This window comes from Rhizobium sp. 01T417 (assembly GCF_056398905.1).
The window spans coordinates 251,431-277,987 of record NZ_JBFTQH010000002.1; the positions used below are offsets into that span (position 1 = coordinate 251,431).

The window sequence follows — 26,557 nt, forward strand, 5'->3', positions numbered from 1 at the left end:
GGGGGTTAAAACTGTTGCTTTTGGCTCAAGAAAAACGTAGGGCATGACGAAATCGGCAACCGCCTTTCATAGGCGGTTGCCTTCCTTTTTCAGCGTATAAAGGCGGCAGGCCTTGCTGCAGGACAACAGATTGCTTGTTCCCGGTCATGAAAGGCCGATGGTGCGGCCGGTGGCGGGAATAGATCGGCTGCGGGCGCGTTTGCCCCACGCTTCCGTCATCCTCTTTGCTTCCGTCGTGGCGCTGTTCAGTTTGGTTCCGCTTGGTTTCATCGGCTGGATAACCTTTGATGTCGGTTGGCAGACCGTCAAGGAATTGGTGTTTCGTGCGCGCGTTGGCGAACTGCTTGTCAACACGGTGCTGCTGGAAGCTTTTACCATTCCGCTGTCGATCGCCCTTGCCGTAACGCTCGCCTGGTTGGTCGAACGGACGGACATCCCCTTCGCCCGGCTTTGGTCGTGGTTGGCGGTTGCGCCGCTGGCGGTGCCGGCCTTTGTCCATAGCTACGCCTGGATCAGCGTCGTTCCCGGCATGCGTGGGCTGCAGAGCGGTGTCTTCGTCTCCGTACTGGCATACTTTCCGTTTCTTTATCTTCCGGTCGCCGCTGCCTTGCGCCGGCTGGATCCAGCCATTGAGGATGCGGCCTCTTCCCTTGGCCTCGGCCCCTGGCGTTTGTTCTTCCGCACCATCTTGCCGCAGTTGCGTTTCGCCATCTGTGGCGGTTCGCTGCTGATCGGGCTGCACCTGCTCTCGGAGTACGGCCTCTTCGTGATGATCCGTTTCGACACTTTCGCAACCGCGATCGTCGACCAGTTCCAATCCGCCTATAATAGCCCGGCCGCCAACATGCTGGGTGGCGTTCTCGTCGCTTGCTGCCTGCTTCTGCTGGGTCTCGAAATCCTGTTGCGCGGCAATGAGCGGTATGCCCGCGTTGGATCCGGTTCTGCGCGGCCCGCGGATCGCCGTCGGCTCGGCGGGTTCATAGTGCCTGCGATCATACTGCAGGTGGGTCTGGCGGCTTTGACGCTCGGTGTTCCCTTGGTGACGCTGGTGCGGTGGCTCTATCTCGGCGGCCTCGAGGTCTGGCGCGTCGACACGGTCGGCAATGCGTTTGTGCAAACCATTATTCTTGCGATCGCCGGCGGCGTGCTTGCCACGATTGCCGCCGCGCCGATGGCCTGGCTTTCGGTCCGGGCGCCAGGGCGTCTGCAGCGCCTGCTCGAGGCCTGCCACTACTATGTCGGTTCGCTGCCGGGCGTGGTCGTCGCGCTCGCGCTGGTGACGATTACCGTCCGGCTTGTTCTGCCCCTGTACCAGACCTTCGCGACCCTCGTTGCTGCCTACATCCTGCTGTTCCTGCCGCGCGCCATGGTGGGCTTGCGCGCCAGCATCGCCCAGGCGCCCGTGGAGCTTGAGCGTGCTGCAATGGGTCTTGGCCGGACACCTGCCCAGGCCGTGCGACAGATCACCATGCGGCTGGCCGCGCCAGGCGCGGCCGCCAGCGTTGCGCTCGTCGGTCTCGGCATTACCAATGAGCTCACCGCGACATTGATGCTGGCGCCAAATGGGGTGGAGACACTTGCGACGAAGTTCTGGTCGCTGACCAGCGAGATCGACTACGTGGCGGCGGCGCCTTACGCATTCATGATGGTCGTGCTATCGCTGCCCCTCACCCTTCTTCTCTATGCCCAATCGAAACGGACTGCCGGACAATGACGCTGCTTACGATCGATCGCATCAGCAAGCGCTATGGGCATGTCCAGGCATTGCAGGACATCTCACTCGATGTCGCCGCCGGAAGCCGCACGGCCGTTGTCGGGCCATCAGGGTCGGGCAAGACGACGCTGCTGCGCATCATCGCCGGCTTCGAGCAGCCCGACGAAGGTCGTGTGACGCTTGACGGCGAGCTGCTGGCGGATGGACCGGTAGCGGTGCCTGCGCACAAGCGAGGCATCGGGATCGTGTCGCAGGACGGGGCGTTGTTTCCGCATCTGAGCGTTGCCGACAATATCGGTTTTGGCTTCGAGCGCGGCGCGCCCGATCGCGAACGACGCATCATCGACCTGCTCGATATGGTCGAGCTTGACCGCAACATGCTCACCCGTCGGCCACACCAGCTTTCTGGCGGCCAACAGCAGCGTGTGGCACTTGCCCGCGCGCTCGGCCGCAAGCCGCGTCTGATGTTGCTCGATGAACCGTTTTCGGCGCTCGATACCGGTCTGCGTGAGAATATGCGCAAGGCCGTGGCCCGCGTTCTTCAGTCCGCAGGCATCACCGCGATCCTCGTCACGCATGATCAGGCGGAGGCTCTCTCCTTTGCGGATCAGGTTGCCGTCCTGCGGGAAGGGAAGTTGATCCAGGCAGGGTCGCCGCAATCGGTTTACCTGCAGCCCCTCGATCGGGAGACAGCTCTGTTTCTCGGAGACGCGGTGATGCTTCCAGCCATCGTTCGCGACGGCTTTGCCGATTGTGCGCTCGGCCGGGTCGCCGTCGACGGCGGCCATAAAGGCAAGGTCGAGATCATGCTGCGGCCCGAACAGATTAGGGTCGTTCCCGATGAAAGCGCGCAGACCTATCGCGGACGGGTCGTCGAAGTGGAATTCGGCGGGGCGACCTGCACCGTCGCCGTGTCGCTTGAAGGCGTTGCCCTTCCGCCGATCATGATCAAGACGTCAAGCGTGGCGCTTCCCGAGCGCGGAGATCATGTCCGCCTCGACATCGCCGGCAAGGCTCATGTACTTGGAAGCCGCTGATCAGGCGATCTTACGTTCGGAACTCTCGCCTTCCGACAACCAGCCACCGCTAAAGCCTGCCAGTTCGAGGCCGCGGCGGATGACCGGTGAGCGTCGCATCAGACCCCAGATGAAGTCCGAGCGGTCATTCTCGATCGTCATGACCAGTAGGCCTTGGTCGATGCCGACGCAGCGATCGTCGACCCAACCTTCAGGTCGCTTGGTCTTGACAGTCGGGTTGAATCCACCGGGGAAGCGATCCTCGTAGAGCAGGTTCGGATAGGTGGACATCAGGGCGCGAAGGCCATCGAGCGAGGCCTGGCGGTCATATGGGAGCGATGCAAGCGCTGCCCACGGTGCGATTGTGCCATCATCGGGCCCGAGCGGTGCGCCACGCGCGGCATAGCCGAGCACGCGCGGATGGCGACCGCCGCGCATGTTGCGGGTCGGAGGCGGACCATCCGAAGCGGACAGTCCCCAGATGTCCTTGTTGTAGCCGACGAAGTGGCTGGGATTGCGCTCGGCGTAGTCCCGCTGCACGGCGATCGATATCTGCGTGTTGCGGAAATAATCCCAGTTTCGTTCGGCCATCGCCTTGTCCTGGATTCCACGGAAATCGATCCAGGCATGCGAGAAGAAGTGAATGAAGAGCGGGCCGGCATAGACATAAGGTTGGTCGCCGAACAGCATCCACGAATAGCTCGCGGTAAAGGCATCGTAGCTCGACGCCGGGATCGGATGTGTTGGGGAAGCGAGGGCCAGCGTATAAAGCAGGATCGCTTCGTCGTAGCCCTGCCAGCGCCAGCGCAGGAAGCCGCTGCCCGGCTTCCAGCCCATGCAGACGGTCTGGCCCTTGTTCAGCGCCCAGTGCCAGTCGATTCTCTCGTAGACCAAACTCGCGAGCCTGCGGATCTCCGTCTCGTCTTCGGTGTTGCGGTCGAAATAGGCCGCCGCGGTCAACATGCCTGCGACGAGAAGCGTGGTGTCGATCGTCGACAACTCGCTGTTCCAGGCGCGGTGGCCGGTGTCCATGTGCAGGAAATGATAGAAGAAACCGCGATAGCCGATCGCGTGCCGCTCACGACCTTGGTGGCCGTTGGCAAAGAAGCATAGCGTCTTCAGCGTGTATTCGATCGCGTCGGAACGCTGCATCCAGCCGCGCTCGACTGCGACGGGATAGGACGACAGGGAAAAGCCGACCGCGGCGATGCTGCAGGGAACGCCCGCGATGGAGGTGTCCGCGACCAGCCCGTTTTCCGGATTGTAGTGCTTCGGGAAATAATTGAATGCGCCTTGCTGAAGCCTGTCGATCAGCGCGGCATCCGTTTCCTCGGTCCGTTGTAACATACGTGCCAAGCCCAACTTGTTGTCCAGTCCCCGGTTCAACATGGTGAAGCACGATCCGCAAATCAATCATTTTTGAAGGTGTTGCGACCGAACGATCCATCGACCGTTCTATTCTGCTACCGACCCAATGGCATTTCCACACTTCGCCAAGGTGCGGTGACAGCAAGCCACTGCCGCGTTCGTGTCTCCGGATCGGGGTTCAGGGTAATATCGGTCACGACGGCAGCGCTGTCGGCGCCCTGAGAAAAAACGCCCTCGATTCGATCGACGTTCAACCCGCCGATGGCGACGAGCGGCAGGTCGCCGAGGCGCGACTTCCATAGGCGCAGGCGTTCCGGTCCTTGCGGCGACCATTTCATCTGCTTGAGAATGGTCGGATAGATCGGACCGAGCGCGATGTAGTCCGGCTTTGCCGCTAGCGCCGTCTCAAGTTCCGCATCGTCGTGGGTGGACAGCCCAAGCTTCAGGCCGGCGGCACGAATGGCGCCGAGATCGGCCGCTTCCAGATCTTCCTGACCGAGGTGGACGAAATCGCATCCTTCTTCGACGGCAAGCTGCCAGTAGTCGTTGATGATGAGCTGACAGCCATGCTTAGCGCAAATCGCCTTCGCGGTTCGGATTTCGGTGCGCAGCTCGGCCGTCTCTTTATCCTTGATCCTGAGCTGCACGAGCTTGACGCCGAGCGGCACCAGCCGTGCGATCCATTCGGCGCTATCGACGATGAGATAGAAGGGATCTAGCATCATGCAAATACGGCCTTTCCGATGATGGGTGTCGAGGGAACCGCGACATCGCGCGGTTCGAGCATGCCCGCACCGAAAGCCTCGCGGCCGGACTCGATCGCCTTGGCAAACGCGCCCGCCATGGTAGCCGGGTTGCCGGCACCGGCGACGGCGGTGTTCAGGAGGACGGCATCGAAGCCGAGCTCCATGACGGTCGCCGCATGTGATGGCCGCCCGATCCCGGCATCAACGATGAGCGGAATGTCGGGGAAATGTGCGCGCATGGAACGCAACGCCGAGAGGTTGAGCGGTCCCGCGGCACTGCCGATCGGGGCGCACCATGGCATCAATACCCGACAACCCGCTTCGAGCAGCTTCTCGGCCACCACGAGGTCGTCGGTCGTGTAGGGAAAGACCTCAAAGCCCTCGGCGGAAAGAATGCGGGCGGCTTCCACCAAGCCGAAAACATCAGGCTGAAGCGTATCGTGATTGCCGATTACCTCCAGCTTGATCCAATTGGTGCCGAAGAGCTCGCGCGCCATCTTGGCTGTCAGCACGGCCTCGGAGACGCCATGGCAGCCAGCCGTGTTCGGCAGAACTCGAACGCCGAATGCCCGTATCATCTCGAAGAAGGCACTGCCGCTCCGTCCGCCCGCGGTCTCGCGGCGGAGCGAGACGGTGACGATCTCCGTTCCCGATCGCTTGACGGCCTCCGCGAGGGTCGCAGGTGAAGGATACCGTGCGGTGCCGAGAAGCAGGCGGGAGGAGACTACGGTGTCGTAGAGCGTCAGCATGGTCAGCCTCCCTGCATCGGCGACAGGATTTCGATCCTGTCATTGTCGTTGAGCGCGTGGTCGGCGCGGTCCTCGCGGTGGACGATTTCGCCGTTGACGGCGGTCGCCAGCCAGTCGCCTTCGTATTCCATCAGCGTCAGCAGTTCGGACAAGGTTGGCGCAGCGAGGTCGTGATACTCGCCGTTGACGATCAGTTTCATCGGCAATTTCCTCCTGGTTCGGTTCTGGAGAAGACAAGGTCCACAGCTTCCTGCGCCATGGTAGGCGCCAGCAGGAAGCCGTGGCGATAGAGGCCGTTGAGCACGACCGCCTCGGCCTCGCGGGTCACGCGTGGAAAATTGTCGGCGAATGCCGGCCGGATGCCCGCGCCGGTTTCGATAACGGTAGCGTCCGCAAAGGCGGGATGCACAGCGTAGGCGGCGTTCAGCAGTTCCATCATCGAACGCGCCGAGATGGGACCGGCGAACTCGGTCTCGATCATGGTGGCGCCCACCATGAACAGGCCATTTCCACGCGGAACGATATAGACGGGGAAGCGCGGATGCAGCAGGCGAACGGGTCTGGCGAGGTCGACTTCGGGCGTGCGTAGATAGAGCATTTCGCCGCGCACGCCGCGAAGGCCGCTCGTTTGCCCAATGCGTGCTGCGCCCGTGCAATCGACGATGTCGTCGTAGCCGGTGGTCTCGGCCACTTGGTCGATGAATGCTACGCGCCGAGCGGCGAGCTTTTCTCGCAGTAGACCCAGCACTCGTCTCGGATCGAGATGTCCTTCCAGCGGGAAGAACAGAGCACGCCTGAAGCGGCCTGCGAGAGCCGGCTCCAATGGGCCGATCTGCTCCTCGCCCAGCCATTCATGGCCGCTGGTGCGGCTGGCAAAGCGATCGAGTTCACCCTGGTCGCGCGCGGGGGCAACGACCAGCGTGCCGTTTCGGTGTACCTCGCCGGGCAGCATCATGTCCCACCGATCGATGGCACCGCGGCCACGCAGCAAGACGGCTTCGTCCGCGCCTTCACGCTCACACCACGGTGCCAGCATGCCGCCCGCGAGCCATGATGCTGCCTGGCCGAAATCTGGATTCGGATCCATAACGGTGACGTCAGCACTTCGAAGAGTGAGTTCGTGCGCGACCGTGAGGCCGGCAACGCCGGCCCCTTTGACGAGGACATGCATCTCAGTCACGCGACTCCTGGATGGTATCGATCGGCATATAGAGATCGCCACCCTCGCGGTATTTCGCCGCCATGGCGTCGAGCCCTTCTTTCTGCGCTTCAGCGCGGATGTCGTGCGAAATCCGCATCGAGCAGAACTTCGGGCCACACATGGAGCAGAAGTGCGCCACCTTGTGCGCTTCCTTCGGCAGCGTCTCGTCGTGGAAGCTGCGGGCCGTCTCCGGATCGAGCGACAGGTTGAATTGATCCTCCCATCGGAATTCGAAGCGGGCGCGCGACAGCGCATCATCGCGCGATTGAGCTGCCGGGTGACCCTTGGCGAGATCGGCGGCGTGGGCGGCGATCTTGTAGGTGATGACGCCGGTCTTCACGTCGTCGCGGTCGGGGAGACCCAGATGCTCCTTCGGGGTGACGTAGCAGAGCATCGCCGTACCGAACCAGCCAATCATCGCAGCACCGATGCCCGAAGTGATGTGGTCATAGCCCGGGGCGATATCTGTCGTCAGTGGTCCCAGCGTGTAGAAAGGCGCCTCGCCGCAGACGGCGAGCTGCTTGTCCATGTTTTCCTTGATCTTGTGCATCGGGACATGGCCCGGGCCCTCGATCATGACTTGGCAGTCCTTGGCCCAGGCGATCTTCGTCAGTTCGCCGAGGGTCTCCAGCTCGGCGAATTGTGCGGCGTCGTTGGCGTCGGCAATCGAACCCGGACGCAGGCCGTCGCCGAGCGAGAAGGAGACGTCATAGGCGCGGCAGATGTCGCAGATCTCCTCGAAATGCTCGTAAAGGAAGCTTTCGCGATGGTGATGAAGACACCACTTGGCCATGATAGAGCCGCCGCGTGAAACGATGCCGGTGACGCGGTTGACCGTAAGTGGGATGTAGTGAAGCCGCACGCCGGCATGGATCGTGAAATAGTCGACGCCCTGCTCCGCCTGCTCGATGAGCGTATCGCGATAGACCTCCCAGGTCAGGTTCTCGGCGATACCCTCGACCTTCTCCAGCGCCTGATAGAGCGGCACGGTGCCGATCGGCAGCGGCGAGTTGCGGATGATCCATTCGCGGATGTTGTGGATGTTGCGGCCGGTGGAGAGATCCATCACGGTGTCGGCGCCCCAGCGCGCGGCCCAGACCATCTTCTCGACCTCTTCGGCCATCGAGGAGGTGACGGCGGAGTTGCCGATATTGGCGTTGATCTTCACCAGGAAATTCCGGCCGATGATCATCGGCTCGGCTTCCGGGTGGTTGATGTTGGCGGGGATGATGGCGCGGCCGGCGGCGACTTCCTGTCGGACGAATTCCGGGGTGACGTGATCGGGAATATGGGCGCCGAAGCTCTCACCGTCGCGCACAATTGCCTCGGCCTTAGCCTTGCGGCCGAGATTTTCGCGGATGGCGATGAACTCCATCTCGGGCGTGATGATACCGGCGCGCGCATAGGCGAGCTGGGTCACGGCCTTGCCGTCCTTGGCGCGGAGCGGTTGGCGCTTGGCGGGAAATTCCGGCGTCAGCCGCTCGCCGCTGGCAAAGCCGTTATCCTCGGGGCGCACCTGGCGACCCCGATAGGCTTCGACGTCGCCGCGCGCGAGCACCCAGCTGCGGCGCAGTTCCGGAAGCCCCTGCTCGATGCTGATGTCAGCGCCTTCGACCGTATAGATGCCGGAGGAATCATAGACTGTGACCGGTGGCTCGCCCGATGTCGGGTGGACGCTGATTTCGCGCATCGGCACGCGGACATCGGGGTGAATGTCCCCAGGGATGTAGATTTTCCGAGAGGCCGGTAGGGGGCCTGTTGTGACGGTCGGGGTGATGGTCTTTGCGGCAATATTCATGGTTTGAGGCTCCAAGTTTTAAGTTTGGAGACCCAGTCCTCAGCCGGAATGATGAAAAGACGCCGGCACGGATTCCACGCGTGAATCCAATGCTTTCGAGCGCTTGCACCGTCCCTACGCCAGTATGAACTGGATCAGGTTCAACGGGTCACTGCGCACGATAGCAGTATCTCAGCCCCTTGCCGGGACCCCCCTGGTGAATGTCAAAAGGTTAGAGCCAGAGCAGCAAAGCTGTCAAGCCGACTGCCGCAACTACATGGAAAGGTCCAGAGCGCGGCCTTCGAAGAGGCGGCTCTGCGAACCCTCAAGATGCGCCTTCATCAAAGCCCGCGCGTCTTCCGCACGTCCTTCGACGATGGCGAGGTAGATCTTGTTGTGCTCCTCGTAGACCTGCTCGAGGCCCTGACGCGGACCAAGCAGCGATAGGCCGTGAAGGTGCATGCCGACGGCGATGTGGGCCTTCAGGGCATCGATCGAGGCTGTGTAATAGTGGTTGTTGGCGGCTTCGGTGACGGCCCGATGGAAGGTGAAGTCGGCGTCGGTGCGATGGAGCTGGTGGCTGGTCGCCTCGCGCAGATCGGCGAGCGCTGCGGCAATCCTCTGGATCGCCGCTTCGTCACGGCGCTTGGCAGCAAAGTAGGCGGCGGCAGGCTCGATCGTCAGTCGAAACTCGTAGCAGCGCTGGATATCGGCGATCGTCTTGACCGGCGAATAGGAAAGCTGCGTCGTCGGCGAACCGTGGGCGCTGACGAAGGTGCCGGCTCCCTGACGGGCATAGACGATGCCTTGATCGCGCAACCGTGCCAAGGCGTCGCGCACGATCGGACGCGACACGCCGAGCATCGATGCAAGCTCATGCTCACCGGGAAGCCGCGAATCCGGCGGATAGTTTCCCGAGCGGATACGCTCCTGCAACTGGTCGAAGACGCGATCGACCAGCTTGACGGCCTTGCCGCGCTCCGGCTTTGCCGCAGGCGCCGCTTGCGCGTTCGCCGGTACACCGTTTGCTTCGTCCACCTTCACTCTCCCCGTCGGCATGAACTATGCCGCCTGATTCTGCGCGATCAGTCTTACCAAACTATCCGAATTACCGAAGCCCCCGGACTTCACCGCGCAGCGCAGACGCAGGCCGTCTGCCGTTACGACGTCGAACCACGGAATACCCGCCTCGATTTCGCCCTGCGGCCTCAGAACCCGAATGCCGAGCTCGCGAAAAACTGCCAGTGCCGTATCGCCACCGCCGACCATCAGCATGTCCGGGCGCGTCATCTCTATGATGGATTTTACGCCTTTTGCGAAGCGGTCGGCAACTGCCACGGCTTCGCCGCTGATTTCGCCAGTACAGCGGACGAGTAACGGCAAGCCAACTTGTGCGTCGGAAGGCACTGCTCCCATGGATGCATCGATGGCAGCGGCGAGGCAGCCGGTACCCTCCAGCCTGGCCATTTGTGCTGTTGTGATCGGGTCGCGGGAGCCGAAGGCAAAGACGGTCCGGCTCGATGCGGCAAAAGCGTTGCTTGTCCTGTTCGACTGTCCGATCTTGCGGGCAAGTGCAGCTCCGATACCGCGGGCGCCGACAGCAAGGGCCCTCTTCCAATCGCGTGCCTCAACCACTTGGTCGAGATCGCTGTCCGTTTCGGCATCGCGGACCAGCACTTCGGTTCCACCACTTGCATCGAAAAGCTCGGCAATCGGCAGCGGCTTGTCGACACCACGACCGACGACGTGACCGTTGTGGGTCAAACGGTCCTGATCGGGAATGGCCGGCGCCACCACGATTATCTCGTGACCGAAGACGGCAGCCAAAGCTACGCTTTCCGCTGCAACGTTCCCCTTGAGCCGGGAGTCGATCTTTTTCAGAACGATTTGAGGCGAGACGGCAAGAAGGGCCTTCGCCGCAGCGTTGACCCTTCCTGCCGCTTCCTCCTCCGGGAGAGCTCTCGAAGCCGTGTTGACCACCGCGACCTCGCAACCGGTCGCAAGCGTTTCCGATATGGCACTGACGTCGATCGCGACAGCGACGGAAAGTCCGGCGTCGACAAAGGGGGCTCCCGTGTCGAGCGCGCCGGTCAAATCGTCAGCGATGATCGCGACCTTCAGCGTCATGCAGTCTGTCCTGAGTTGACAGCGTGGCAGGCGACGAGATGGCCAGGCTTGGCTTCCTTCCATTCCGGCACGACCTTGCTGCACACGTCCATGGCGATCGGGCAGCGCGAGTGGAAGCGGCAGCCGCTCGGTGGGTTGAGCGGGCTCGGCACGTCGCCCTGCAGGATCTGGCGCTTGCGCGTGCGCTCCAGCTCCGGATCGGTTTCCGGAACGGCCGACAGCAGCGCCCTGGTGTAGGGGTGCAGCGGGTTCTCGAACAGCTCCTCGCGCGTCGCAAGTTCCGCCAGGCGGCCGAGATACATGACGCCGACGCGGGTACTGATATGTCGGACAACAGCCAGGTCGTGGGCGATGAAGAGGTAAGTCAGGCCATACTTCTCCTGCAGATCGAGCAGGAGATTAATAATCTGCGCCTGTATCGAGACGTCGAGCGCCGAGATCGCTTCGTCGCAGACGATGAATTTAGGCTGGCAGGCAAGTGCGCGAGCGATGACGACGCGCTGTCGCTGGCCGCCGGAGAGTTCATGCGGATAGCGCTGCGCAAAGCGCGTCGGCAGGCCGACGTCGGTCAGCAGGGTGGCGATCTTGTCCTTGAGCTCCGCTTTGGTGCAGAGCTTGTGGAAAAGGATCGGTTCGCCGACTGCCTCACCGATCGTCATGCGCGGGTTGAGCGTCGAATAAGGATCCTGAAAGACGATCTGCAGGTCGCGGCGGAAGGGCCGCATCTGCTTTTCATCAAGGGTCGCCAGGTCCTGGCCCTTGTAGACGACCTTGCCTGATGTCGCCTTGTAGAGGTTGAGGATGGTGAAGCCGGTGGTGGACTTTCCGCAGCCGGATTCGCCGACGAGCGAGAGGGTTTCGCCTTCCATGATGTCGAGATTGACGTTGTCCAGCGCATAGACGGTCGCCGAACGCTCGCCGAAGGCGCCGAGCTTGACGTGGAAATGCTTGACGAGGTTTTCGACCTTGAGCAGCGGTTGTGCACCCATCACGCAGCCTCCTGCATTTTCTGGACGACGAAGCAGGCCGTACGGTGGTTTCCGGCGCCTGACAGCGGTTCGAGTTTCGGTACGCGCTCGTGGCAAATGGCTTCCGCCAGCGGACAGCGTGGGGCAAAGGGGCAGCCTTTGGGGCGGCGACCCGGCTCCGGCGGCGTACCGCCGATGGACGAGAGCCGGCTTGCGGGCGCATCCGAGAGCTTCGGAATCGAGGCGAGCAGACCGCGCGTATAGGGATGGCTTGGGCGGGCATAAAGCTCGTCAACCGGGGCATCCTCGACGACGGTTCCGGCATAAAGCACGGCGACACGATCGACGAGACCGGCAATCAGCGCCAGGTCATGGGTAATCCAGACAACCGACATGCCGAGCTTGGCGCGCAGATCCTTCACCAGATCGACGATCTGCGCCTGAATGGTGACGTCGAGCGCCGTCGTCGGTTCGTCAGCGATCAGCAGTTTCGGATTGCAGGCAAGGCCGATCGCGATCATCACCCGTTGGCGCATGCCGCCGGAGAGTTCATGCGGATAAGCTTGCAGGCGCTCTTCCGGCCCGGGAATGCCGACGAGGCGCAGCAGTTCGACAGCGCGGACTCGCGCATCGGCCTTCTTCATTCCACGGTGATAGATCAAGGGCTCGCAGATCTGGTCGCCAATGCGCATCACCGGGTTGAGCGAGGTCATCGGATCCTGGAAGACGAAGCCGATGTCGCCGCCGCGCACCTTGCGCAGTTCCTTGTTCGACATCTTTTGCAGGTCGTGGCCGTCGAAGCTCGCGGATCCCTTGGTGACCTTGATCTTGTTGGGTAGAAGCCGCATCAGGCTCAGCATGGTCAGACTCTTGCCGCAGCCGGATTCGCCGACGACGCCAAGCGTCTCGCCCTTGTTGACGTGCAGATCGATGCCATCGATCACGACCGCCGGGCCGTTTCTGCCATCGATTTCGACCGTCAGGCCGCGGACATCGAGGAGTTTTTCGTTGGATCGGGTGGTGTTCATCACTTCGAACCCCGCGGATTGAGTGCGTCGTTGAGGCCATCGCCGAGGAAGCTGAAGGCGACCGAGGCAAGGCCGAGAACGGCTGCCGGGGCGGCCAACAGATGCGGATAGTGCTGCCAGACGCGCAGACCGTCCGAGATCATGTTGCCCCAGCTTGGGGTCGGCGGGTTGACGCCGATGCCGAGGAAGCTGAAGGCGCTTTCCAGAACCATCGCGGTGCCAAGGCCGGCGCTGACGGAGACGATCAACGGGCCAAGCGCATTCGGAATGACGTAGCGCTTCATGATGATCCAGTTCGAAAGGCCGAGCGCCTGCGCGGCCGTGATGTAGGGCCGGCTGCGGATCGACAGCACCTGGGCGCGAACGAGACGCGCATAGGGCGGCCAGGAGATCAACGCCATCGAGCCGAAGACCAGAATGAAGTCGACCCAGATGGTCTGGCGATAGAAGGGATTGAGCGTCGCCAGATACTGCGCCTCCATCCATTTGGTGATGGGGGACTTCAGCGATGCATTGATGACGACGACGAGGAGCAGGTTCGGCACCGACATGGTCATGTCCGTCAGCCACATGATGACGCGGTCGAACGGATTGCCGAAGAAGCCAGCGATCGCGCCAAGGATCGTGCCGATAAATACGGCGATGACTGTGACGATGACCGCGACCAGGAAGGCCGTGCGGGTGCCGAAGACGACACGGCTGAACACATCGCGGCCGAGGTCGTCGGTACCGAAGAGATGTTGCAGCGATGGAACGGCGTTGCGGGCCTGCAGATTCTGGCTCAGGTAGTCATAGGGCGTCAGATACGGGCCAAAGATCGCTGTGAAAGCGAGGATTGCCACGACGATCAGGCCGAAGACGGCAAGCTTGTTGCGCTTCAGGCGATACCAGGCGTCGCGCCACAGGCTGACGGGTGCTTCTTCCTGAGCTGCGACGGGAGAGAGAGGGATGGCGGACATGGTCAGCGGCTCCTTCTTGCATCGTTGGCACGCGGATCAAGCAGCGGATAGAGAACGTCGACCAGAAGGTTCGAGATCATCACCAGGAAGGATCCGATGAGCGTGATCGCCAGAATGACGGGGTAGTCGGAATTGGTCAGCGCCTGCACGGTCAGGCGACCGAGGCCGGGAAGACCGAAGACGAGCTCAACGAAGATCGCGCCGTTGACAATGGTGATCATGATCAGGCCGAGCTGTGTCACGACGGGCGTCAGCACCGGGCGCAGGATATGGCGCAGCGCTACGACCATCTCGGGCACGCCCTTGGCGCGGGCGGTGCGGACGAAATCTTCAGACAGCACCTCGATGACGGCGGCGCGCGTTTGGCGGACGATCAGCGCGATTGGTTGAAATGAGAGCACGATGAGCGGCAACAGGATGCGCACATCGAAAACACCACCCCAGCCATACGGCACCTTGACCATCGGCAGCAGCACGATAAGGCCGACCATCAGCAGCGGGCCGGCGACATAGGCCGGGATCGCCCACAGAAAGAGCGCGCTGCCGAGGATCGTATAATCGAGGCGGCTGTTCTGGTTCATCGCGGCGATCATGCCAAGCGGAATGGCGATAACAGTCGTCAGGATGATGGAACAGAGCGCAAGCTTGAAAGAAACGGGGGCTGCGGCCGACACCATCGCCCAGACCGAGCGGCCGGATGTCAGCGAATTGCCGAACTGGCCATGCAGCAGGTTCCAGATGTAAAGGGCGAACTGTTCGATGAAGGGCCTGTTCAGGCCGGCACTTTCGCGGATGGCTTCGATGCGCTGCGGATTGTAGGCGACGTCGCCGGGTGCGCGCAGAAAGATCAACTTGATCGGATCGCCGGCGCCGTAGAAAGCCAGCGCGTAGACGGCCAGCATTACGATCAGCACGGACGGAATCCAGATGGCAAACCGGGTCAGCACATAGCGTAACAAGGTCATCTCCCACCGGTTGGCAGACACCTTCCGCGTCAAGGCGGACATGCGATGTCTTCTTGAAACTTGCGCGAAGGCCTTGCGGTCTTCGCGCGGTTGCTAATGTGCCCGAGGGCTATCTGTTTCAGAGTTTCGTGCCGGCTCAGCCGATCGAAATGTCCCAGGGCGCCACGACCTGCCAGTCGAGGTTCTTCTCCATTCCCTTGACCTCTTTGGTGGCCCAGCGGGACATCGCCTGAGAATACCACGGAATGAATGCCCAATCGTCGCGGAATGCCTTCTGGGCATCCTGGGCGAGCTTGACGCGCTGCGGATCATCGACGGCTTTCGTTGCCGCTTCGGCAAGTGCCGCATCGACCTTGTCGTTCTTGTAGCCGCCAAGCTTGTTCTGCGCGTTCGACGAGGTCGAGGCGATGCAGCCGGCGAGATAGGAAACGGCATCGGGAACACGAGTGCCGACGTCGTCGCGGAAGATCTGGACGGCGTTCTGGTCCGGACCGGCATAGGAGTCCTGCTGCGGCTTCATGTCGACGGCCGTGATGCCGAGGTTCTGGCGCCACTGCTCGGCAATGAACTGGGCCGCAGCCTCGATAGCCGGGGCGGAAATGCCGACGAAGAGGATCTTCGGCAGGCGCTCCGGACCACCGTAGGTCGATTCGGCAAGCAGCTTCTTTGCCGCGGCCGGATCGTACGGATAGGGCTCGAAGCCGGAATTTTCGGCGCCGGGAACGGAATTCAGGATCTGGTCGGCCTTCTTGTGCGGACCGTCAGGATAGGAAGCCTTGAAGAGGCCGTCGCGATCGATCGCCATGATCAATGCCTGGCGAACCTTCGGATCGTCCATCGGTGCGCGGGTGACGTTGAACCAGAAGTGCTGGCTGGTCGGGATCAGCGGACCGGCGGAGAATTCGGGGCCGAGGTCCTGGATAATCGTCGAGGTGACCAGTTCCGTATGTGCGTTGAACTCGCCGGACTTGATAAGCGACGTCGCGGTGACGTTGTCTTCGATCGAGGTGATTTCGATGCGCGCGAGCTTCGGCTTAGGCCCGAAGAAGTTCTCGTTCGGCTCGAACACCAGCTTGCCGGCGTCGATGTCGATGCTCGTCAGCTTGAACGGGCCGGAATAGACGGCGCTGCTGTCGGGCTTGTACCAGTCCGCCACTTCCTCGCCGTCACTACCACGAGACTGCGCGGCCTTGGTGATCGGTGCGATATGGTTGGCAAGGCGCATGAAGAAGATCGGGTCGGCTTCCGCCAGCGTCACAACGACGGTGCCTTCGTCAGGCGTGGCGACGCCCGTCAGTTCGTTGCCGGAACCGGCGCCGATTTCCTTGTAACCCTGAACCTTGCTCAGTACCTGGTCGGCACGCTGGCTCTTGGTGTTGGGCATGGAGGCCACTTCCCAGGATCCCTTGACATCAGCCGAGGTGATCTTGCTGCCATCCGAGAAGACAGCCTTGGGATCGATCTTGAAGGTCCAGACCTTGTTGTCTGGCGACTCCCAGCTGGTGAAGACGTATGGCTTGATCTTGCCTTCGCTGTCGAAATACATCGGCGAGGCCCACCAGATCGAGTTCCAGCGGAACGGAACGCCGCCACCGCGCAACGGCGACCAATCCTGGTTGAAGGCCGGATTGGCAACCTTCAACACCTGACCGTCATCGGCCAGCACGATGCGAGCATTCATGCCGAAGATTGTGAGGCCGACGCCGGCGGCGAGGCCAAGCTTCAACGCGTCGCGACGCGACATCTGCGCTTTCTGCGCAATATTCCCTTCATTCCGATCAGTCATCGTGTCCTCCCATGACAAAATCAGTGACGGCACCACTTTCACTCTGTTCCCGAAAGTGCGTCACGACATGGCGCAGACACTCGCTCGATAATGTAAATATGTCAACATAAATTAATCGATGGCGCTCTCGGCAAAACGAACGAAATATTTTCTTTAGTTTTTTCAACATGTTAAAAAATCACAACTGACGCTCTCTGTATTGTCATATTGACAACAAAGCTTCAGGGGATGAAGAAAACGCCATCTTGCGGGCCGGATTTCCGGTCGCTGCCGCTTTTTTCGCGGCGTTCATCCGAGGAGGACGATATGAGCAATCACAAGATTACAGGCGTATTTAGCGCGGCCGCGACGCCACTCAATGCGGATGGCAGCCCGGATCTCAGCCTTTTCACCGAGCACTGCCAGCGACTGTTGCAGGAAGGGTGCCACGGCATCGCCCTGCTGGGCACGACGGGGGAAGCAAACTCTTTCTCCTCCAGCGAGCGCCGTGCAATTCTCGAGGCAGCGCTCAAGGCGGGCGTGCCGGCCGACAAGCTGCTCCCGGGGACGGGTGTCGTTGCCATTCCTGAAACCGTCGAATTGACCAAGCACGCCCTTTCGCTCGGCGTGACGAAGGTCGTGATGCTGCCGCCCTTCTACTACAAGGGAGTCTCCGACGACGGATTATTCGCCGCCTACTCGCAGGTCCTGGAAAAGATCGCCGACGCCCGGCTGCAGGTCATTCTCTACCACATCCCGCAGGTTTCGGGCGTTCCGCTTTCGATTCCGCTGATCGGCCGATTGATAGAAGCCTTCCCCGACACGGTCGTCGGGATCAAGGAATCGGCCGGCGATTTCAATAACATGCAGGCGATCATCGGAGCTTATCCGGGCTTCTCCGTGTTGGCGGGCGCCGATCCGCTGCTCTTGCCGCTGCTGAAGGCCGGAGGTGCGGGCTGCATCACGGCAACCTCCAATCTCGTCGCGAATTCGCTGCGAACCGTATACGACAAGGTGCATGACGAGACGCAGGCCGGCGCCGTCGAGGCCGCCCAGGCTCGCATCAACGCCTATAGAACGCTTTCCAATTCCTACGTGCAGATCCCGACCATCAAGGCCATGGTCGGGCTGAAGACCGGCAACGCTGCCTGGAAGCGCACGCGCGCGCCGCTGATGCCGATCAGCGATGCCGACTACGTCGCGCTTTCCGAAGCCTACGCCAAGCTGCCGTAGGGAGCGCGACCATGAGTTCCACAGCTTTGCCAGCCGAGGCCGTTCCGGCGCTGATGACCGGAGAGATCGTCGCGAACGCGAACGAAAGGGGGCGCGCAGATGCCTATCTGCCCTCCCCTTGCATCCAGAACCATGCCGCCAACCTCGCCTTTCTGCCTGGCGGGACGCTCACCTGCGTTTGGTTTGGCGGCACGATGGAGGGGATGGGCGACATTTCCATTTACATGTCGCGGCTTGCCCCGGATGCCAATGTTTGGTCGCAGCCGGAGAAAATGTCCGACGACCCGACCAAATCCGAGCAGAATCCGCTGATTTTCACGGCTCCAGATCGAAAAGTCTGGCTGCTTTACACCTCGCAGACCTCGGGGAATCAGGATGGTTCTGTTGTCAAATGTCGGACCTCCGAGGATGGCGGCAAAACCTTCGGAGAGGTCCGCCTTCTCTGCGACATCCCAGGCACCTTTGTTCGCCAGCCGATCATCGTCAACAAGGCCGGCGCTTGGCTCCTGCCGGTCTTTCGCTGCATCGGATTGCCCGGCGAGCGCTGGACTGGCGACGTGGACACGGCAGGCGTGCTGATCTCCCGCGACCAAGGTGAGAGTTGGGCTATGACCGAGGTCCCTGATAGCATTGGGGCGGTCCATATGAACATCGTTCCGACAGACGATGGCAACCTTGTCGCCTTCTATCGAAATCGGTTCGCCGAATCCGTCTTGTGCAGTCGCTCGAGTGATGGCGGCGAGCATTGGAGTGCGCCGCAGCCGATCGATCTGCCGAACAACAATTCGTCAATTCAGGCGACAAAGCTCAAAAACGGCGTGATAGCAATGGTTTATAACCATTCCAATGCGTCGATGTCGGACGCTCGGCGCCTTTCGCTCTACGATGAGATCGAAGGTGACGATGAGATCAAGGCGGCGTCGGCACCGGCGATCGAGCGCCGCAAGGCCGTCTGGGGCGTTCCCCGCGCCCCGCTCAGTCTCGCCTTCTCCAACGACGGCGGCGCAAGCTTCCCACGTCGTATCGACCTCGATACCGGCGATGGATATTGCCTGAGCAACAACTCGAAGGACTCGGTGAATCGCGAGTTTTCCTACCCTTCGATTGTCCAGGGACCAGATGGCGCCGTGCACATCGCCTATACCTACTATCGCCGAGCCATCAAATACGTCCGGCTTTCGGCGGATATGATTGCCTGACGCCTTCACAGGTTGTCAGTTGTGAACCTCATCGATCCGACCCGGCTTCATCAGAGCATGAAACGCGTTGGATTGGGTGTTTGTTTTTGACAACTTTTGCGCCCTACTTCCGACGATTCGGTGCTGGCTCTCTCGGCGCCGCCAAACAACGGATCGCATGAGTGTTATAATCAATTTCAATATGTTAGCTTATGCAATGTATCTTCTTTCCTGCGATGGTTTCGAGGAGAAATGCGATTTATTTCGACACTATCGAATGTGTCGCTTGCCAAATACACGATCATTGTATAACAAATTTACATCTTTTGCGACCTGATGTGTCGCTAGCACTTGCAGGGGAGGACTGGTCCGGTGGTTAGCTTGGATTCGCCTATCACAATCGTTCGGCCGCATCTGATCGAGTTCGGTGTCGGTACGGCGGAGCGGCTCGGCAAGTGGGCCGGCGAGAAGGGTTATCGCCGGACTCTCGTCATTTCCGACGCCTTCAATGCGACGCGGGTCGATGCGCTTGCCCTCAAGGGTGAGGTCACGGTGTTTGCCGATGTGACGCCCGAGCCCGACATTACCAATCTCGACAAGGTGCTGGCGGCGGCGAACGCGGCGGATGCGCAGCTTGTGGTCGGCTTCGGCGGCGGGAGCGCCATGGATCTTGCCAAGCTCGCAGCTGTTCTCGCCGGCTCATCGCAAACGCTTCATGACGTCGTAGGACCGAACAAGGTCCACGGACCGCGCCGCGTTGCTCTGGCGCAGGTGCCGACCACATCAGGCACGGGAAGCGAGGCCGGCATCAGAGCTCTGGTCACTGACCCGAAGACGATGGCGAAGCTCGCCGTCGAAAGCATGCACATGTTGGCCGATATCGCGGTTGTCGACCCGGCGCTTACCTTCAGCGTGCCTGCGCGCACGACCGCAGCGACGGGCGTCGATGCCATGGCACATTGTGTCGAGGCATTCACCAATCGCAAGGCGCATCCGATGATTGATCTCTACGCCATCGAGGGTACGCGGTTGGTCGGAAAGTATCTCGCGCGGGCGGTCAAGGACGGATCCGACGCCGAGGCGCGTGCGGGCCTGTCGCTTGCCTCGCTCTATGGCGGCTTCTGTCTTGGCCCGGTCAATACGGCTGGCGGCCATGCACTCGCCTATCCGCTCGGTACACGCTGGCATGTCGCGCATGGCGCGGCAAACGCCCTGATCTTTCCGCATGTTCTCGCATTCAACACCCCGGCCGTGCCCGCAAAGACCCGTGCCGTCATGGACGCGCTTGGTCGCGCGACCTCCGACGAGATCGCGTCGGTGTTCGATGCCGCCTACTCCTTCTGCGCCGAACTCGGGATTGAGATGAAACTCTCCGGCCTCGGCGTTCCGGAAAGCGATCTGGATGCGATGGCTGAGGATGCCTTTGCCATCCGCCGCCTGCTCGACAATAATCCGCGCGACCTGTCGCGCGCCGATATCCGCTCGATCTACGAAGCCGCCTTCTAAGGCGCGCTTCCATTCAAAGAGGACCGTGAGTGATGGACAGAAATGCGAAAGTCGCCGTGACGCTCGGCGATCCGGCGGGCGTCGGCCCCGAGGTGATCGTCAAGGCGCTCGCCACGATGCCGGAACAGGAGCGGCGCGATTTCGTCATCGTCGGTAACACGGAGGCGCTCGAGCGCGCCAATCGAACGGCAGCAACCGGACTTTCCTTTGCGCCGGCGGATGCAGCGGTCGCCGGCAAGATTGCCGTCGACGAGGTGGACCTCGGCGCACCGTTACCGGAGATCGGCAAGGTGAGCCCCGTGGCGGGCGATGCCTCGGTTCGCTACATCAGCCGCGCGGTCGATCTTGCGATGTCGGGCGACGCCGATGTCATCGTCACCGCGCCGATCAATAAGGAAGCAATGAACCTTGCTGGCCACCACTATGATGGTCACACCGGCCTGCTGGCGCACCTGACGGGCTCCAAGAGCTCGTTCATGCTGCTCGCCTCGGAGCGGCTGAACACCATCCATGTCTCGACCCATATTTCGCTGAAGGGCGCGATCGAGCGCGCGAGGACCGAGCGCGTGCTGGCGACGATCGAGGCAGGCCACAACCACTTCATGCGCCTTGGCAAGAAGGCGCGCATTGCGGTCGCGGGCCTCAATCCGCACTGCGGCGAAAACGGTCTGTTTGGCACCGAGGATACCGAGTTCCTGGCCCCGGCCGTCGAGCTGGCGCAGGCGAAGGGGATCGATGTCGTTGGTCCGATCTCGGCGGATACGGTCTTTGCCCGTGCCTATAACGGCGCCTTCGATCTCGTCATCGCGCAGTATCACGATCAAGGCCATATCCCGATCAAGCTCATTGCCTTCGACACGGCGGTCAACGTCTCGCTCGGCTTGCCGATCGATCGCGTGTCGGTCGACCACGGGACGGCCTTCGATATTGCCGGAACGGGCAAGGCCAACCACGTGAATATGCTCTCGGCCATTGCCTATGCGCGGCTGATGGCGCGGTCTCCACGCCGACGGGCGGCTTAACGCTTCGGGTGCTTGTTGCATTGTCAGCGGCGCAGCGTTGCGCCGCCTGCCGCTTTGCTCGTTGGAGGAAATGAGCGATGGAAAAGACTGTTGTCATTCTCGGTGGCGAACTGGCGCCGGAAGGTCGCTCGCTTCTGGAAGAGGCCGGAGCAAGCGTCATTGCCACACCGCCCTATATCGACCGGCAAGCCGTTATCGAAACAATGAAGGCCCACCGACCGGATGCCGTCATCGTGCGATTGCTGGCCGATCTTCTTAGTTCGGAGGAAATGCAGGCGGGCGGAAAGCTCCGGCACATCGCCAAGCACGGCGTCGGGACGAATGACATCGATGTGAAGGCAGCCACGGCGCTCGGCATTCCGGTGTCGATGGCTACGGGCAGCAACGGGCACTCCGTTGCCGAGCATGCGCTCGCGCTGATCATGGCGCTGGTCAAGGATCTGCCGCGCCAGGACGCGCTGATCCGGGACGGCATCTGGGACAAGAACCAGTACAAGGGACGCGAGCTGCGCGGCCAGCGGCTTGGCCTCGTCGGTTTCGGCTTCATCGGCCAGACGCTGGCGAAAATGGCCGGCGCGATCGGCATGACCGTCTCAGCCTTCGATCCGCACGCGCCGGACAGCGCCTTTGGCGATGAGGTCAGCCGCGAAACAGATCTCGATACGCTTCTTGCGGACTCCGATATCGTCAGTTTGCACTGTCCGTTGACACCTGAGACGCAAGACCTGATCGACGCCCGCCGCATCGGCCTGATGAAACAAGGTGCGTTCCTGATCAACACGGCGCGGGGCGAAGTCGTCGATGAGAAGGCATTGGTCGCTGCCCTCGAAGATGGGCACCTCGCCGGAGCCGGTCTCGACAGTTTCGCCGTCGAGCCGCCGGGCATCGACAATCCCCTGTTAGAGCTTTCGAACACGCTCGTCACGCCACATGTCGCGGGCGTGACGCTCGACGCGAAACGCGCCGTTTCCATCATGTCGGCCGAGAACGTGCTTGCCGCGCTCGACGGTGTGACGCTTCACCCGCGCTTTCTGGCGCGCTGACCCGGCGGCCCGGTGCCGGCAAATAATGGAGTAAGCCATGGGCGAGACATCCGACATCCGCTACGCGCCGGATAGGCTGCGCCAATTTGCACGGGCGGTGTTTGCCGCTGCCGGGCTCGAGGAGGAGAAAGCGGCCGCCGTCGCCCACTATCTCCTCGAAGCCGATCTGATGGGACACACGACGCATGGTTTGGCATTGGCCGGCTGGTATCTCCAAAGTATCGCCGATGGCGTGATGAAGCGCGAAGGTCTGCCGGAGGTGGTCTCCGACCGCGGGCCGGCCATTGCGTGGCAGGGGCAGCGCCTGCCCGGTGCCTGGCTGACATCGGAGGCGGTGAAGCTTGCCTGCGAGCGTGCGGCGACCTACGGCACGGCGACGATCGCAATCGCCGACAGCCATCACATCGGTTGCCTTGCCGCATATCTCACCATCGCGACCGATCGCGGCTATATGGTCAGCATCGCGAGTTCCAGTCCATCGGGGGCGCAGGTCGCGCCCTTCGGCGGGCGAAAGGGCATCTACACGCCGAATCCCGTCGCCCATGGCATTCCGACGCCCGGCGATCCGATCCTGATCGATATCAGCGCCTCGATCACGACGGTCAACATGGCGCAACGTCTGGTCCGCGAGGGCCGACAATATGATCATGCGTGGCTGATGGACGAGAACGGCGAGCCCAGCCGTGATCCGCGAGTGATCGAACGCGGTGGCACGCTTATGCCGGTCGGAGGGCTCGATCATGGCCAGAAGGGCTATGGCATGGCGCTTCATGTCGAAGCCTTCACCCAAGGTCTTTCAGGGCTTGGCCGCGTCGACGGGCTGAAGGGTACCAATGCTGCTGTCACCGTCCAGGTTTTCGATCCTGACGCATTTGGGGGTCGCGATGCCTTTCTGCGGCAGACCGGCTGGCTCGCCGATGCGTGTCGCAGCAATCCGCCGCGACCCGGCGTTGCCCGCGTTCGGCTGCCCGGGGAAAACGGCCTGGCGCGCAAACGCTCTGCCCTGGCGGATGGGGTCGCCCTGCACTCCAACATCATGGCATCGCTCGCGTCCCATGCCGAGCGGCTCGGCGTCGCAATGCCCTAGCTTCGGGGCCAACGCTCATCTGGAACAAAAGCACGTGGAGAGTTCGATCGAGCCGTTTCGATCACCGCTCACAGCCGCTAAGTGTTTACAAAGCGTAAACAGTCGGAGGGATGAGGTGAGAAGTTTTGCAGCAGGTCTGACCGCAGCTCATTTGGAGCAAATGCTCGCACCCTACATCGCCGACCGGCAAGGTGAAGCGGATCGCGGCAATGCCGAGCGTGGTGACGAGCGCGAAACCGCCCCAACCAAGAAAGGCGCGGAGGATGCCTGGACATCGCCTCGCAACTAAATTCCGCTGGCCGTTTTTCGAGATCCGAGAACCGACGACTTTGGCGCGGCCGAACGTCGGTTTTTTGCTGCCCGGCGATCTCGCCAAGCCCCAGCACGCATTTCTAATGTCTTGAAAACACAAGCGATCGTCAGGCCAAAGCCTGAAAAAAGATCACTTGTTATAAGGAAATTTGGAGCGGGCGAAGGGATTTGAACCCTCGACCCCAACCTTGGCAAGGTTGTGCTCTACCCCTGAGCTACACCCGCTCAATCCGCATCGGTCCGGGGTAGTTGTGAGGACCGTGGGCGCCACCTTGCGGCGACGGGCGCTATATCGCCCAAACGATTTTCAAATGCAACAGGGAAATGACGGAAATTCGAAGAAAAATTTGCCTGCCTCGTTCGGAGACATCGGAAGTGCCGCAAATGCAGGGCAAAGCGTCGACCGGGAGCGTTGCAAAAGATGATGGCGGGACGTAATCAGGCATGCATCCACTTTCCCGGCCGCATGGATTTTCCGATGACCGACGAGACGCCGAAGACGAGAGACGACCTTTTTGCCTTTCTTGATGGCTTGGATATCAAGCACAGCACCAAAAACCATGCGCCTGTCTTTACGGTTGCCGAATCGGTCGCACTGCGTGACGAGATCCCCGGCGGCCACACGAAAAACCTCTTCGTCAAAGACAAAAAGGATCAGTTCTTCCTGCTGACGGTTGAAGAAAATGCGACTGTAGATCTGAAGACGGTGCACACGCTGATCGGCGCCGCCAGCAAGGTCTCCTTCGGAAAGCCGGAAAGGCTGATGGAGTATCTTGGGGTTGCGCCCGGTTCGGTCACGGCCTTTGGGGCCATCAATGACACCGGTGGAAATGTGACGTTCGTTCTCGATGCCGATCTGATGAAGGACGAGATCATCAATTGCCACCCACTGTCCAATGATGCAACGACTTCGATTGCAAGCGGAGATCTTATTCGCTTTATGGAAGCGACGGGACATAAGCCGCTTGTCTTGAAAGTGACGTCCTGACATACGATTTTAGCGCTAGAAAAGCCGGCTGACCGGCACGGCGGGAGATATCCATGAGCGGCAACGACAATCCTTACAGCAATTCCTTTGGCCAGATGACGGCAACGGCGAATTATGGGGCGGCCCCGGCTGCGGGCGCGGGCGGTTACATCAAGGATACGACGACCGCGAATTTCGCGAAGGATGTCATCGAGGAATCTCGCAACCAGCCGGTTCTGGTCGATTTCTGGGCACCGTGGTGTGGTCCCTGCAAGCAGCTGACCCCAGTGCTGGAAAAGGTCGTCAATGAAGCGCAAGGGCGCGTCAAGCTGGTCAAGATGAACATCGATGACCATCCGTCGATCGCAGGCCAGCTTGGTATCCAGTCGATTCCGGCCGTAATCGCCTTCGTCGGCGGTCGTCCCGCCGATGGTTTCATGGGCGCTGTGCCGGAGAGCCAGATCAACCAGTTCATCGATCGGATCGCCGGTCCGGCCGGCGCCGACCAGGCGGCCGAAATCGAAGGCGTCCTCAAGGAGGCGAACGAGTTGTTGGCATCGGGCGATATCAATGGTGCCGCACAGCTTTACGGCGCCGTCATGCAGGCCGATCCCGAGAATGCGAAGGCTTTGGCGGGAATGGCCGAATGCATGATTGCCGCAAACCAGCACGAGCGTGCGCGCGAGGCGCTGACTGACCTGCCTGAGGAGATGGCGAAGGACCCGGCGATCCAGGCTGTATCGACGAAGCTCGATCAGATCGAGGAGGCGCGCAAGCTTGGTGATCCCGTCGCTCTGGAGCAGGACCTAGCGCGAAATCCCGACGATCATGAGGCCCGCCTGAAGCTTGCCAAAATCCGCAACGTCGAGGGTCGGCGCGAAGAATCGGCAGAGCATCTGCTTTATATCATGCGCAAGGACCGCGCTTTCGACGACGATGGCGCTCGCCGGCAACTGCTGCAGTTCTTCGACGTCTGGGGCTTCAAGGATCCTGCGACGGTTTCGGCACGGCGCAAGCTCTCGGCCATGCTATTTTCGTAATTCGGGCTTCAAGTTTCGATCGCCCGCCCTTGCGTTTTCGGGGGCGGGCCCCACATTCCCGATTGTGCGGGCGCATCCTGTCGCGTCCGCGGGTGACGCAGGACCAGTCTCTATGCAAGTGGGGAATGCACGATACTTAAAGCCCGGTGATCTGCCCGATACGATCGCTGTCTTTCCGCTTGGCGGTGCGCTTCTGTTGCCCACAGGCCAGCTACCCCTCAATATCTTCGAGCCGCGTTATCTCGCGATGTTCGACGCCGCTTTGTCGGGAAATCGACTGATCGGCATGGTCCAGCCCGCGTTGGGGGACCAGGAAGGGCAGGGCGAGGTTCTGGCCCCGGTTGGCTGCCTTGGACGCATTACATCCTTCGCCGAAACAGGGGATGGTCGCTACATCGTTTCCCTCACCGGCATCTGCCGTTTTCGCCTTCTAGAGGAGCGCGAGACGCACAATCCGTTCCGGACCTTCCGCATAGCACCGTTCATTGCCGATCTCTCGGCACGCGATGAGGAGGACGCTGTCGATCGCGCCGCGCTTCTGGCTGCTTTCAAGGCCTATCTCGATGCAAACAAGCTCGAGGCCGATTGGGAAAGCGTCGAGCGCGCCAGCAACCTGACGCTCGTCAATTCGCTGGCAATGATGTCACCCTTCGGGCCTGCCGAGAAGCAGGCGCTCCTGGAGGCGCCCGACCTAAAGACACGAGCGGAAACGCTGATCGCGATCACCGAGATCGTGCTGGCGCGTGTCTTCGGTGACTCGGACACCGTTCTGCAGTAAAACGGATT

The 26,557-nt window shown here is 61.4% G+C and carries 24 protein-coding genes, 1 tRNA gene, 1 pseudogene and 1 riboswitch; of the genes and pseudogenes, 12 read left to right on the forward strand and 14 right to left on the reverse strand.

All coding sequences use genetic code 11. The annotated features are described in order from the left end of the window. The first annotated feature begins 96 nt into the window (after window positions 1-96). Both AC1DPR_RS03335 and AC1DPR_RS03340 read left to right on the forward strand, forming a co-directional pair. Window positions 97-1,714 (forward strand): annotated as a pseudogene (locus AC1DPR_RS03335) (ABC transporter permease). Next, entirely contained in the window at window positions 1,711-2,751 is a 1,041-nt protein-coding gene (locus tag AC1DPR_RS03340) for an ABC transporter ATP-binding protein (protein ID WP_025658098.1), read from the forward strand. The pseudogene AC1DPR_RS03335 and the gene AC1DPR_RS03340 overlap by 4 nt, the downstream one beginning before the upstream one ends. On the opposite strand, the gene AC1DPR_RS03345 is transcribed toward AC1DPR_RS03340, so the two are convergent. The 13 genes from AC1DPR_RS03345 to AC1DPR_RS03405 form a co-directional block, all read right to left on the reverse strand. Further along, the gene (locus tag AC1DPR_RS03345; RefSeq protein ID WP_113469709.1) at window positions 2,752-4,077 is read right to left on the reverse strand and encodes a glucoamylase family protein; all 1,326 of its coding nucleotides are present in this window, start codon (window positions 4,075-4,077) and stop codon (window positions 2,752-2,754) included. It lies immediately after the preceding gene. Window positions 4,078-4,193: 116 nt separating this feature from the next. After that, the gene (locus tag AC1DPR_RS03350) at window positions 4,194-4,823 is read right to left on the reverse strand and encodes a thiamine phosphate synthase (RefSeq protein ID WP_477815748.1); all 630 of its coding nucleotides are present in this window, start codon (window positions 4,821-4,823) and stop codon (window positions 4,194-4,196) included. Next, complete coding sequence (locus tag AC1DPR_RS03355; protein WP_018855863.1) at window positions 4,820-5,593, reverse strand: thiazole synthase; 774 nt, start codon at window positions 5,591-5,593, stop codon at window positions 4,820-4,822. Before AC1DPR_RS03355 ends, AC1DPR_RS03350 begins: the two co-directional genes overlap by 4 nt. A 2-nt stretch (window positions 5,594-5,595) precedes the next feature. Then, window positions 5,596-5,793, reverse strand: coding sequence for a sulfur carrier protein ThiS (gene thiS, locus AC1DPR_RS03360; RefSeq protein WP_018855862.1), 198 nt, complete (start codon window positions 5,791-5,793; stop codon window positions 5,596-5,598). Beyond that, window positions 5,790-6,764 (reverse strand): glycine oxidase ThiO, encoded by a 975-nt coding sequence (gene thiO / locus AC1DPR_RS03365; protein WP_477815772.1) that lies wholly within the window; start codon window positions 6,762-6,764, stop codon window positions 5,790-5,792. Before thiO ends, thiS begins: the two co-directional genes overlap by 4 nt. A gap of 1 nt (window position 6,765) precedes the next feature. After that, window positions 6,766-8,592, reverse strand: a complete 1,827-nt coding sequence (thiC, locus tag AC1DPR_RS03370; RefSeq protein WP_477815749.1) for a phosphomethylpyrimidine synthase ThiC — start codon at window positions 8,590-8,592, stop codon at window positions 6,766-6,768. A gap of 93 nt (window positions 8,593-8,685) precedes the next feature. After that, a riboswitch (TPP riboswitch) is annotated at window positions 8,686-8,797 on the reverse strand. Window positions 8,798-8,844: 47 nt separating this feature from the next. Continuing rightward, window positions 8,845-9,609: a FadR/GntR family transcriptional regulator gene (locus AC1DPR_RS03375; RefSeq protein WP_018855859.1), complete on the reverse strand. Its 765-nt coding sequence runs from the start codon at window positions 9,607-9,609 to the stop codon at window positions 8,845-8,847. A gap of 24 nt (window positions 9,610-9,633) precedes the next feature. Then, the gene (locus tag AC1DPR_RS03380; RefSeq protein WP_477815750.1) at window positions 9,634-10,698 is read right to left on the reverse strand and encodes a four-carbon acid sugar kinase family protein; all 1,065 of its coding nucleotides are present in this window, start codon (window positions 10,696-10,698) and stop codon (window positions 9,634-9,636) included. Then, window positions 10,695-11,687: an ABC transporter ATP-binding protein gene (locus tag AC1DPR_RS03385; RefSeq protein WP_477815751.1), complete on the reverse strand. Its 993-nt coding sequence runs from the start codon at window positions 11,685-11,687 to the stop codon at window positions 10,695-10,697. Before AC1DPR_RS03385 ends, AC1DPR_RS03380 begins: the two co-directional genes overlap by 4 nt. Next, window positions 11,687-12,694: an ABC transporter ATP-binding protein gene (locus AC1DPR_RS03390; protein ID WP_477815752.1), complete on the reverse strand. Its 1,008-nt coding sequence runs from the start codon at window positions 12,692-12,694 to the stop codon at window positions 11,687-11,689. The genes AC1DPR_RS03385 and AC1DPR_RS03390 overlap by 1 nt, the downstream gene beginning before the upstream one ends. Beyond that, window positions 12,694-13,653 carry an ABC transporter permease gene (locus AC1DPR_RS03395; RefSeq protein WP_018855855.1) on the reverse strand — a complete coding sequence of 320 codons (960 nt, stop codon included), beginning with the start codon at window positions 13,651-13,653 and terminating at the stop codon, window positions 12,694-12,696. The genes AC1DPR_RS03390 and AC1DPR_RS03395 overlap by 1 nt, the downstream gene beginning before the upstream one ends. 2 nt (window positions 13,654-13,655) lie before the next feature. Further along, window positions 13,656-14,612 carry an ABC transporter permease gene (locus tag AC1DPR_RS03400; protein ID WP_025658110.1) on the reverse strand — a complete coding sequence of 319 codons (957 nt, stop codon included), beginning with the start codon at window positions 14,610-14,612 and terminating at the stop codon, window positions 13,656-13,658. Window positions 14,613-14,754: 142 nt separating this feature from the next. Next, window positions 14,755-16,404 (reverse strand): ABC transporter substrate-binding protein, encoded by a 1,650-nt coding sequence (locus AC1DPR_RS03405; RefSeq protein WP_018855853.1) that lies wholly within the window; start codon window positions 16,402-16,404, stop codon window positions 14,755-14,757. Between the two features lie 306 nt (window positions 16,405-16,710). On the opposite strand from AC1DPR_RS03405, the gene AC1DPR_RS03410 reads away from it, so the two are divergent. The 7 genes from AC1DPR_RS03410 (at window position 16,711) to AC1DPR_RS03440 (ending at window position 23,741) form a co-directional block, all read left to right on the forward strand. Beyond that, entirely contained in the window at window positions 16,711-17,616 is a 906-nt protein-coding gene (locus AC1DPR_RS03410) for a dihydrodipicolinate synthase family protein (RefSeq protein WP_018855852.1), read from the forward strand. Between the two features lie 11 nt (window positions 17,617-17,627). Beyond that, window positions 17,628-18,815, forward strand: coding sequence for a sialidase family protein (locus tag AC1DPR_RS03415; RefSeq protein ID WP_018855851.1), 1,188 nt, complete (start codon window positions 17,628-17,630; stop codon window positions 18,813-18,815). A 351-nt stretch (window positions 18,816-19,166) separates the two neighbouring features. Beyond that, a complete protein-coding gene (locus AC1DPR_RS03420; RefSeq protein ID WP_477815753.1) occupies window positions 19,167-20,300 on the forward strand; it encodes an iron-containing alcohol dehydrogenase in 1,134 nt (377 codons plus the stop codon). A gap of 32 nt (window positions 20,301-20,332) precedes the next feature. Next, window positions 20,333-21,322 carry a 4-hydroxythreonine-4-phosphate dehydrogenase PdxA gene (gene pdxA, locus AC1DPR_RS03425; protein WP_018855849.1) on the forward strand — a complete coding sequence of 330 codons (990 nt, stop codon included), beginning with the start codon at window positions 20,333-20,335 and terminating at the stop codon, window positions 21,320-21,322. Window positions 21,323-21,399: 77 nt separating this feature from the next. Continuing rightward, window positions 21,400-22,365 (forward strand): hydroxyacid dehydrogenase, encoded by a 966-nt coding sequence (locus tag AC1DPR_RS03430; RefSeq protein ID WP_018855848.1) that lies wholly within the window; start codon window positions 21,400-21,402, stop codon window positions 22,363-22,365. Between the two features lie 37 nt (window positions 22,366-22,402). Further along, window positions 22,403-23,452, forward strand: coding sequence for an Ldh family oxidoreductase (locus AC1DPR_RS03435; RefSeq protein ID WP_018855847.1), 1,050 nt, complete (start codon window positions 22,403-22,405; stop codon window positions 23,450-23,452). Window positions 23,453-23,567: 115 nt separating this feature from the next. Continuing rightward, window positions 23,568-23,741: a hypothetical protein gene (locus tag AC1DPR_RS03440; protein ID WP_162745720.1), complete on the forward strand. Its 174-nt coding sequence runs from the start codon at window positions 23,568-23,570 to the stop codon at window positions 23,739-23,741. A gap of 173 nt (window positions 23,742-23,914) precedes the next feature. Here AC1DPR_RS03440 and AC1DPR_RS03445 read toward each other — a convergent pair. Then, window positions 23,915-23,989: transfer RNA gene (locus tag AC1DPR_RS03445), tRNA-Gly, on the reverse strand. Window positions 23,990-24,242: 253 nt separating this feature from the next. On the opposite strand from AC1DPR_RS03445, the gene AC1DPR_RS03450 reads away from it, so the two are divergent. From AC1DPR_RS03450 to AC1DPR_RS03460, 3 genes are all read left to right on the forward strand, one after another. Then, window positions 24,243-24,752, forward strand: coding sequence for a prolyl-tRNA synthetase associated domain-containing protein (locus tag AC1DPR_RS03450; RefSeq protein ID WP_026371601.1), 510 nt, complete (start codon window positions 24,243-24,245; stop codon window positions 24,750-24,752). A 53-nt stretch (window positions 24,753-24,805) separates the two neighbouring features. Continuing rightward, the gene (gene trxA / locus AC1DPR_RS03455) at window positions 24,806-25,771 is read left to right on the forward strand and encodes a thioredoxin (RefSeq protein ID WP_018855844.1); all 966 of its coding nucleotides are present in this window, start codon (window positions 24,806-24,808) and stop codon (window positions 25,769-25,771) included. A gap of 112 nt (window positions 25,772-25,883) precedes the next feature. Continuing rightward, complete coding sequence (locus AC1DPR_RS03460; RefSeq protein WP_018855843.1) at window positions 25,884-26,549, forward strand: LON peptidase substrate-binding domain-containing protein; 666 nt, start codon at window positions 25,884-25,886, stop codon at window positions 26,547-26,549. Window positions 26,550-26,557 lie beyond the last annotated feature (8 nt).

Coding starts and splice junctions, on each gene's coding strand:
- AC1DPR_RS03340 (WP_025658098.1), top strand. CDS start 1,711: ATGACGCTGCTTACGATCGATCGCATCAGCAAGCGCTATGGGCATGTC.
- AC1DPR_RS03345 (WP_113469709.1), bottom strand. CDS start 4,077: ATGTTACAACGGACCGAGGAAACGGATGCCGCGCTGATCGACAGGCTT.
- AC1DPR_RS03350 (WP_477815748.1), bottom strand. CDS start 4,823: ATGATGCTAGATCCCTTCTATCTCATCGTCGATAGCGCCGAATGGATC.
- AC1DPR_RS03355 (WP_018855863.1), bottom strand. CDS start 5,593: ATGCTGACGCTCTACGACACCGTAGTCTCCTCCCGCCTGCTTCTCGGC.
- thiS (WP_018855862.1), bottom strand. CDS start 5,793: ATGAAACTGATCGTCAACGGCGAGTATCACGACCTCGCTGCGCCAACC.
- thiO (WP_477815772.1), bottom strand. CDS start 6,764: ATGCATGTCCTCGTCAAAGGGGCCGGCGTTGCCGGCCTCACGGTCGCG.
- thiC (WP_477815749.1), bottom strand. CDS start 8,592: ATGAATATTGCCGCAAAGACCATCACCCCGACCGTCACAACAGGCCCC.
- AC1DPR_RS03380 (WP_477815750.1), bottom strand. CDS start 10,698: ATGACGCTGAAGGTCGCGATCATCGCTGACGATTTGACCGGCGCGCTC.
- AC1DPR_RS03385 (WP_477815751.1), bottom strand. CDS start 11,687: ATGGGTGCACAACCGCTGCTCAAGGTCGAAAACCTCGTCAAGCATTTC.
- AC1DPR_RS03390 (WP_477815752.1), bottom strand. CDS start 12,694: ATGAACACCACCCGATCCAACGAAAAACTCCTCGATGTCCGCGGCCTG.
- AC1DPR_RS03395 (WP_018855855.1), bottom strand. CDS start 13,653: ATGTCCGCCATCCCTCTCTCTCCCGTCGCAGCTCAGGAAGAAGCACCC.
- AC1DPR_RS03405 (WP_018855853.1), bottom strand. CDS start 16,404: ATGACTGATCGGAATGAAGGGAATATTGCGCAGAAAGCGCAGATGTCG.
- AC1DPR_RS03410 (WP_018855852.1), top strand. CDS start 16,711: ATGAGCAATCACAAGATTACAGGCGTATTTAGCGCGGCCGCGACGCCA.
- AC1DPR_RS03415 (WP_018855851.1), top strand. CDS start 17,628: ATGAGTTCCACAGCTTTGCCAGCCGAGGCCGTTCCGGCGCTGATGACC.
- pdxA (WP_018855849.1), top strand. CDS start 20,333: ATGGACAGAAATGCGAAAGTCGCCGTGACGCTCGGCGATCCGGCGGGC.
- AC1DPR_RS03430 (WP_018855848.1), top strand. CDS start 21,400: ATGGAAAAGACTGTTGTCATTCTCGGTGGCGAACTGGCGCCGGAAGGT.
- AC1DPR_RS03435 (WP_018855847.1), top strand. CDS start 22,403: ATGGGCGAGACATCCGACATCCGCTACGCGCCGGATAGGCTGCGCCAA.
- AC1DPR_RS03450 (WP_026371601.1), top strand. CDS start 24,243: ATGACCGACGAGACGCCGAAGACGAGAGACGACCTTTTTGCCTTTCTT.
- trxA (WP_018855844.1), top strand. CDS start 24,806: ATGAGCGGCAACGACAATCCTTACAGCAATTCCTTTGGCCAGATGACG.
- AC1DPR_RS03460 (WP_018855843.1), top strand. CDS start 25,884: ATGCAAGTGGGGAATGCACGATACTTAAAGCCCGGTGATCTGCCCGAT.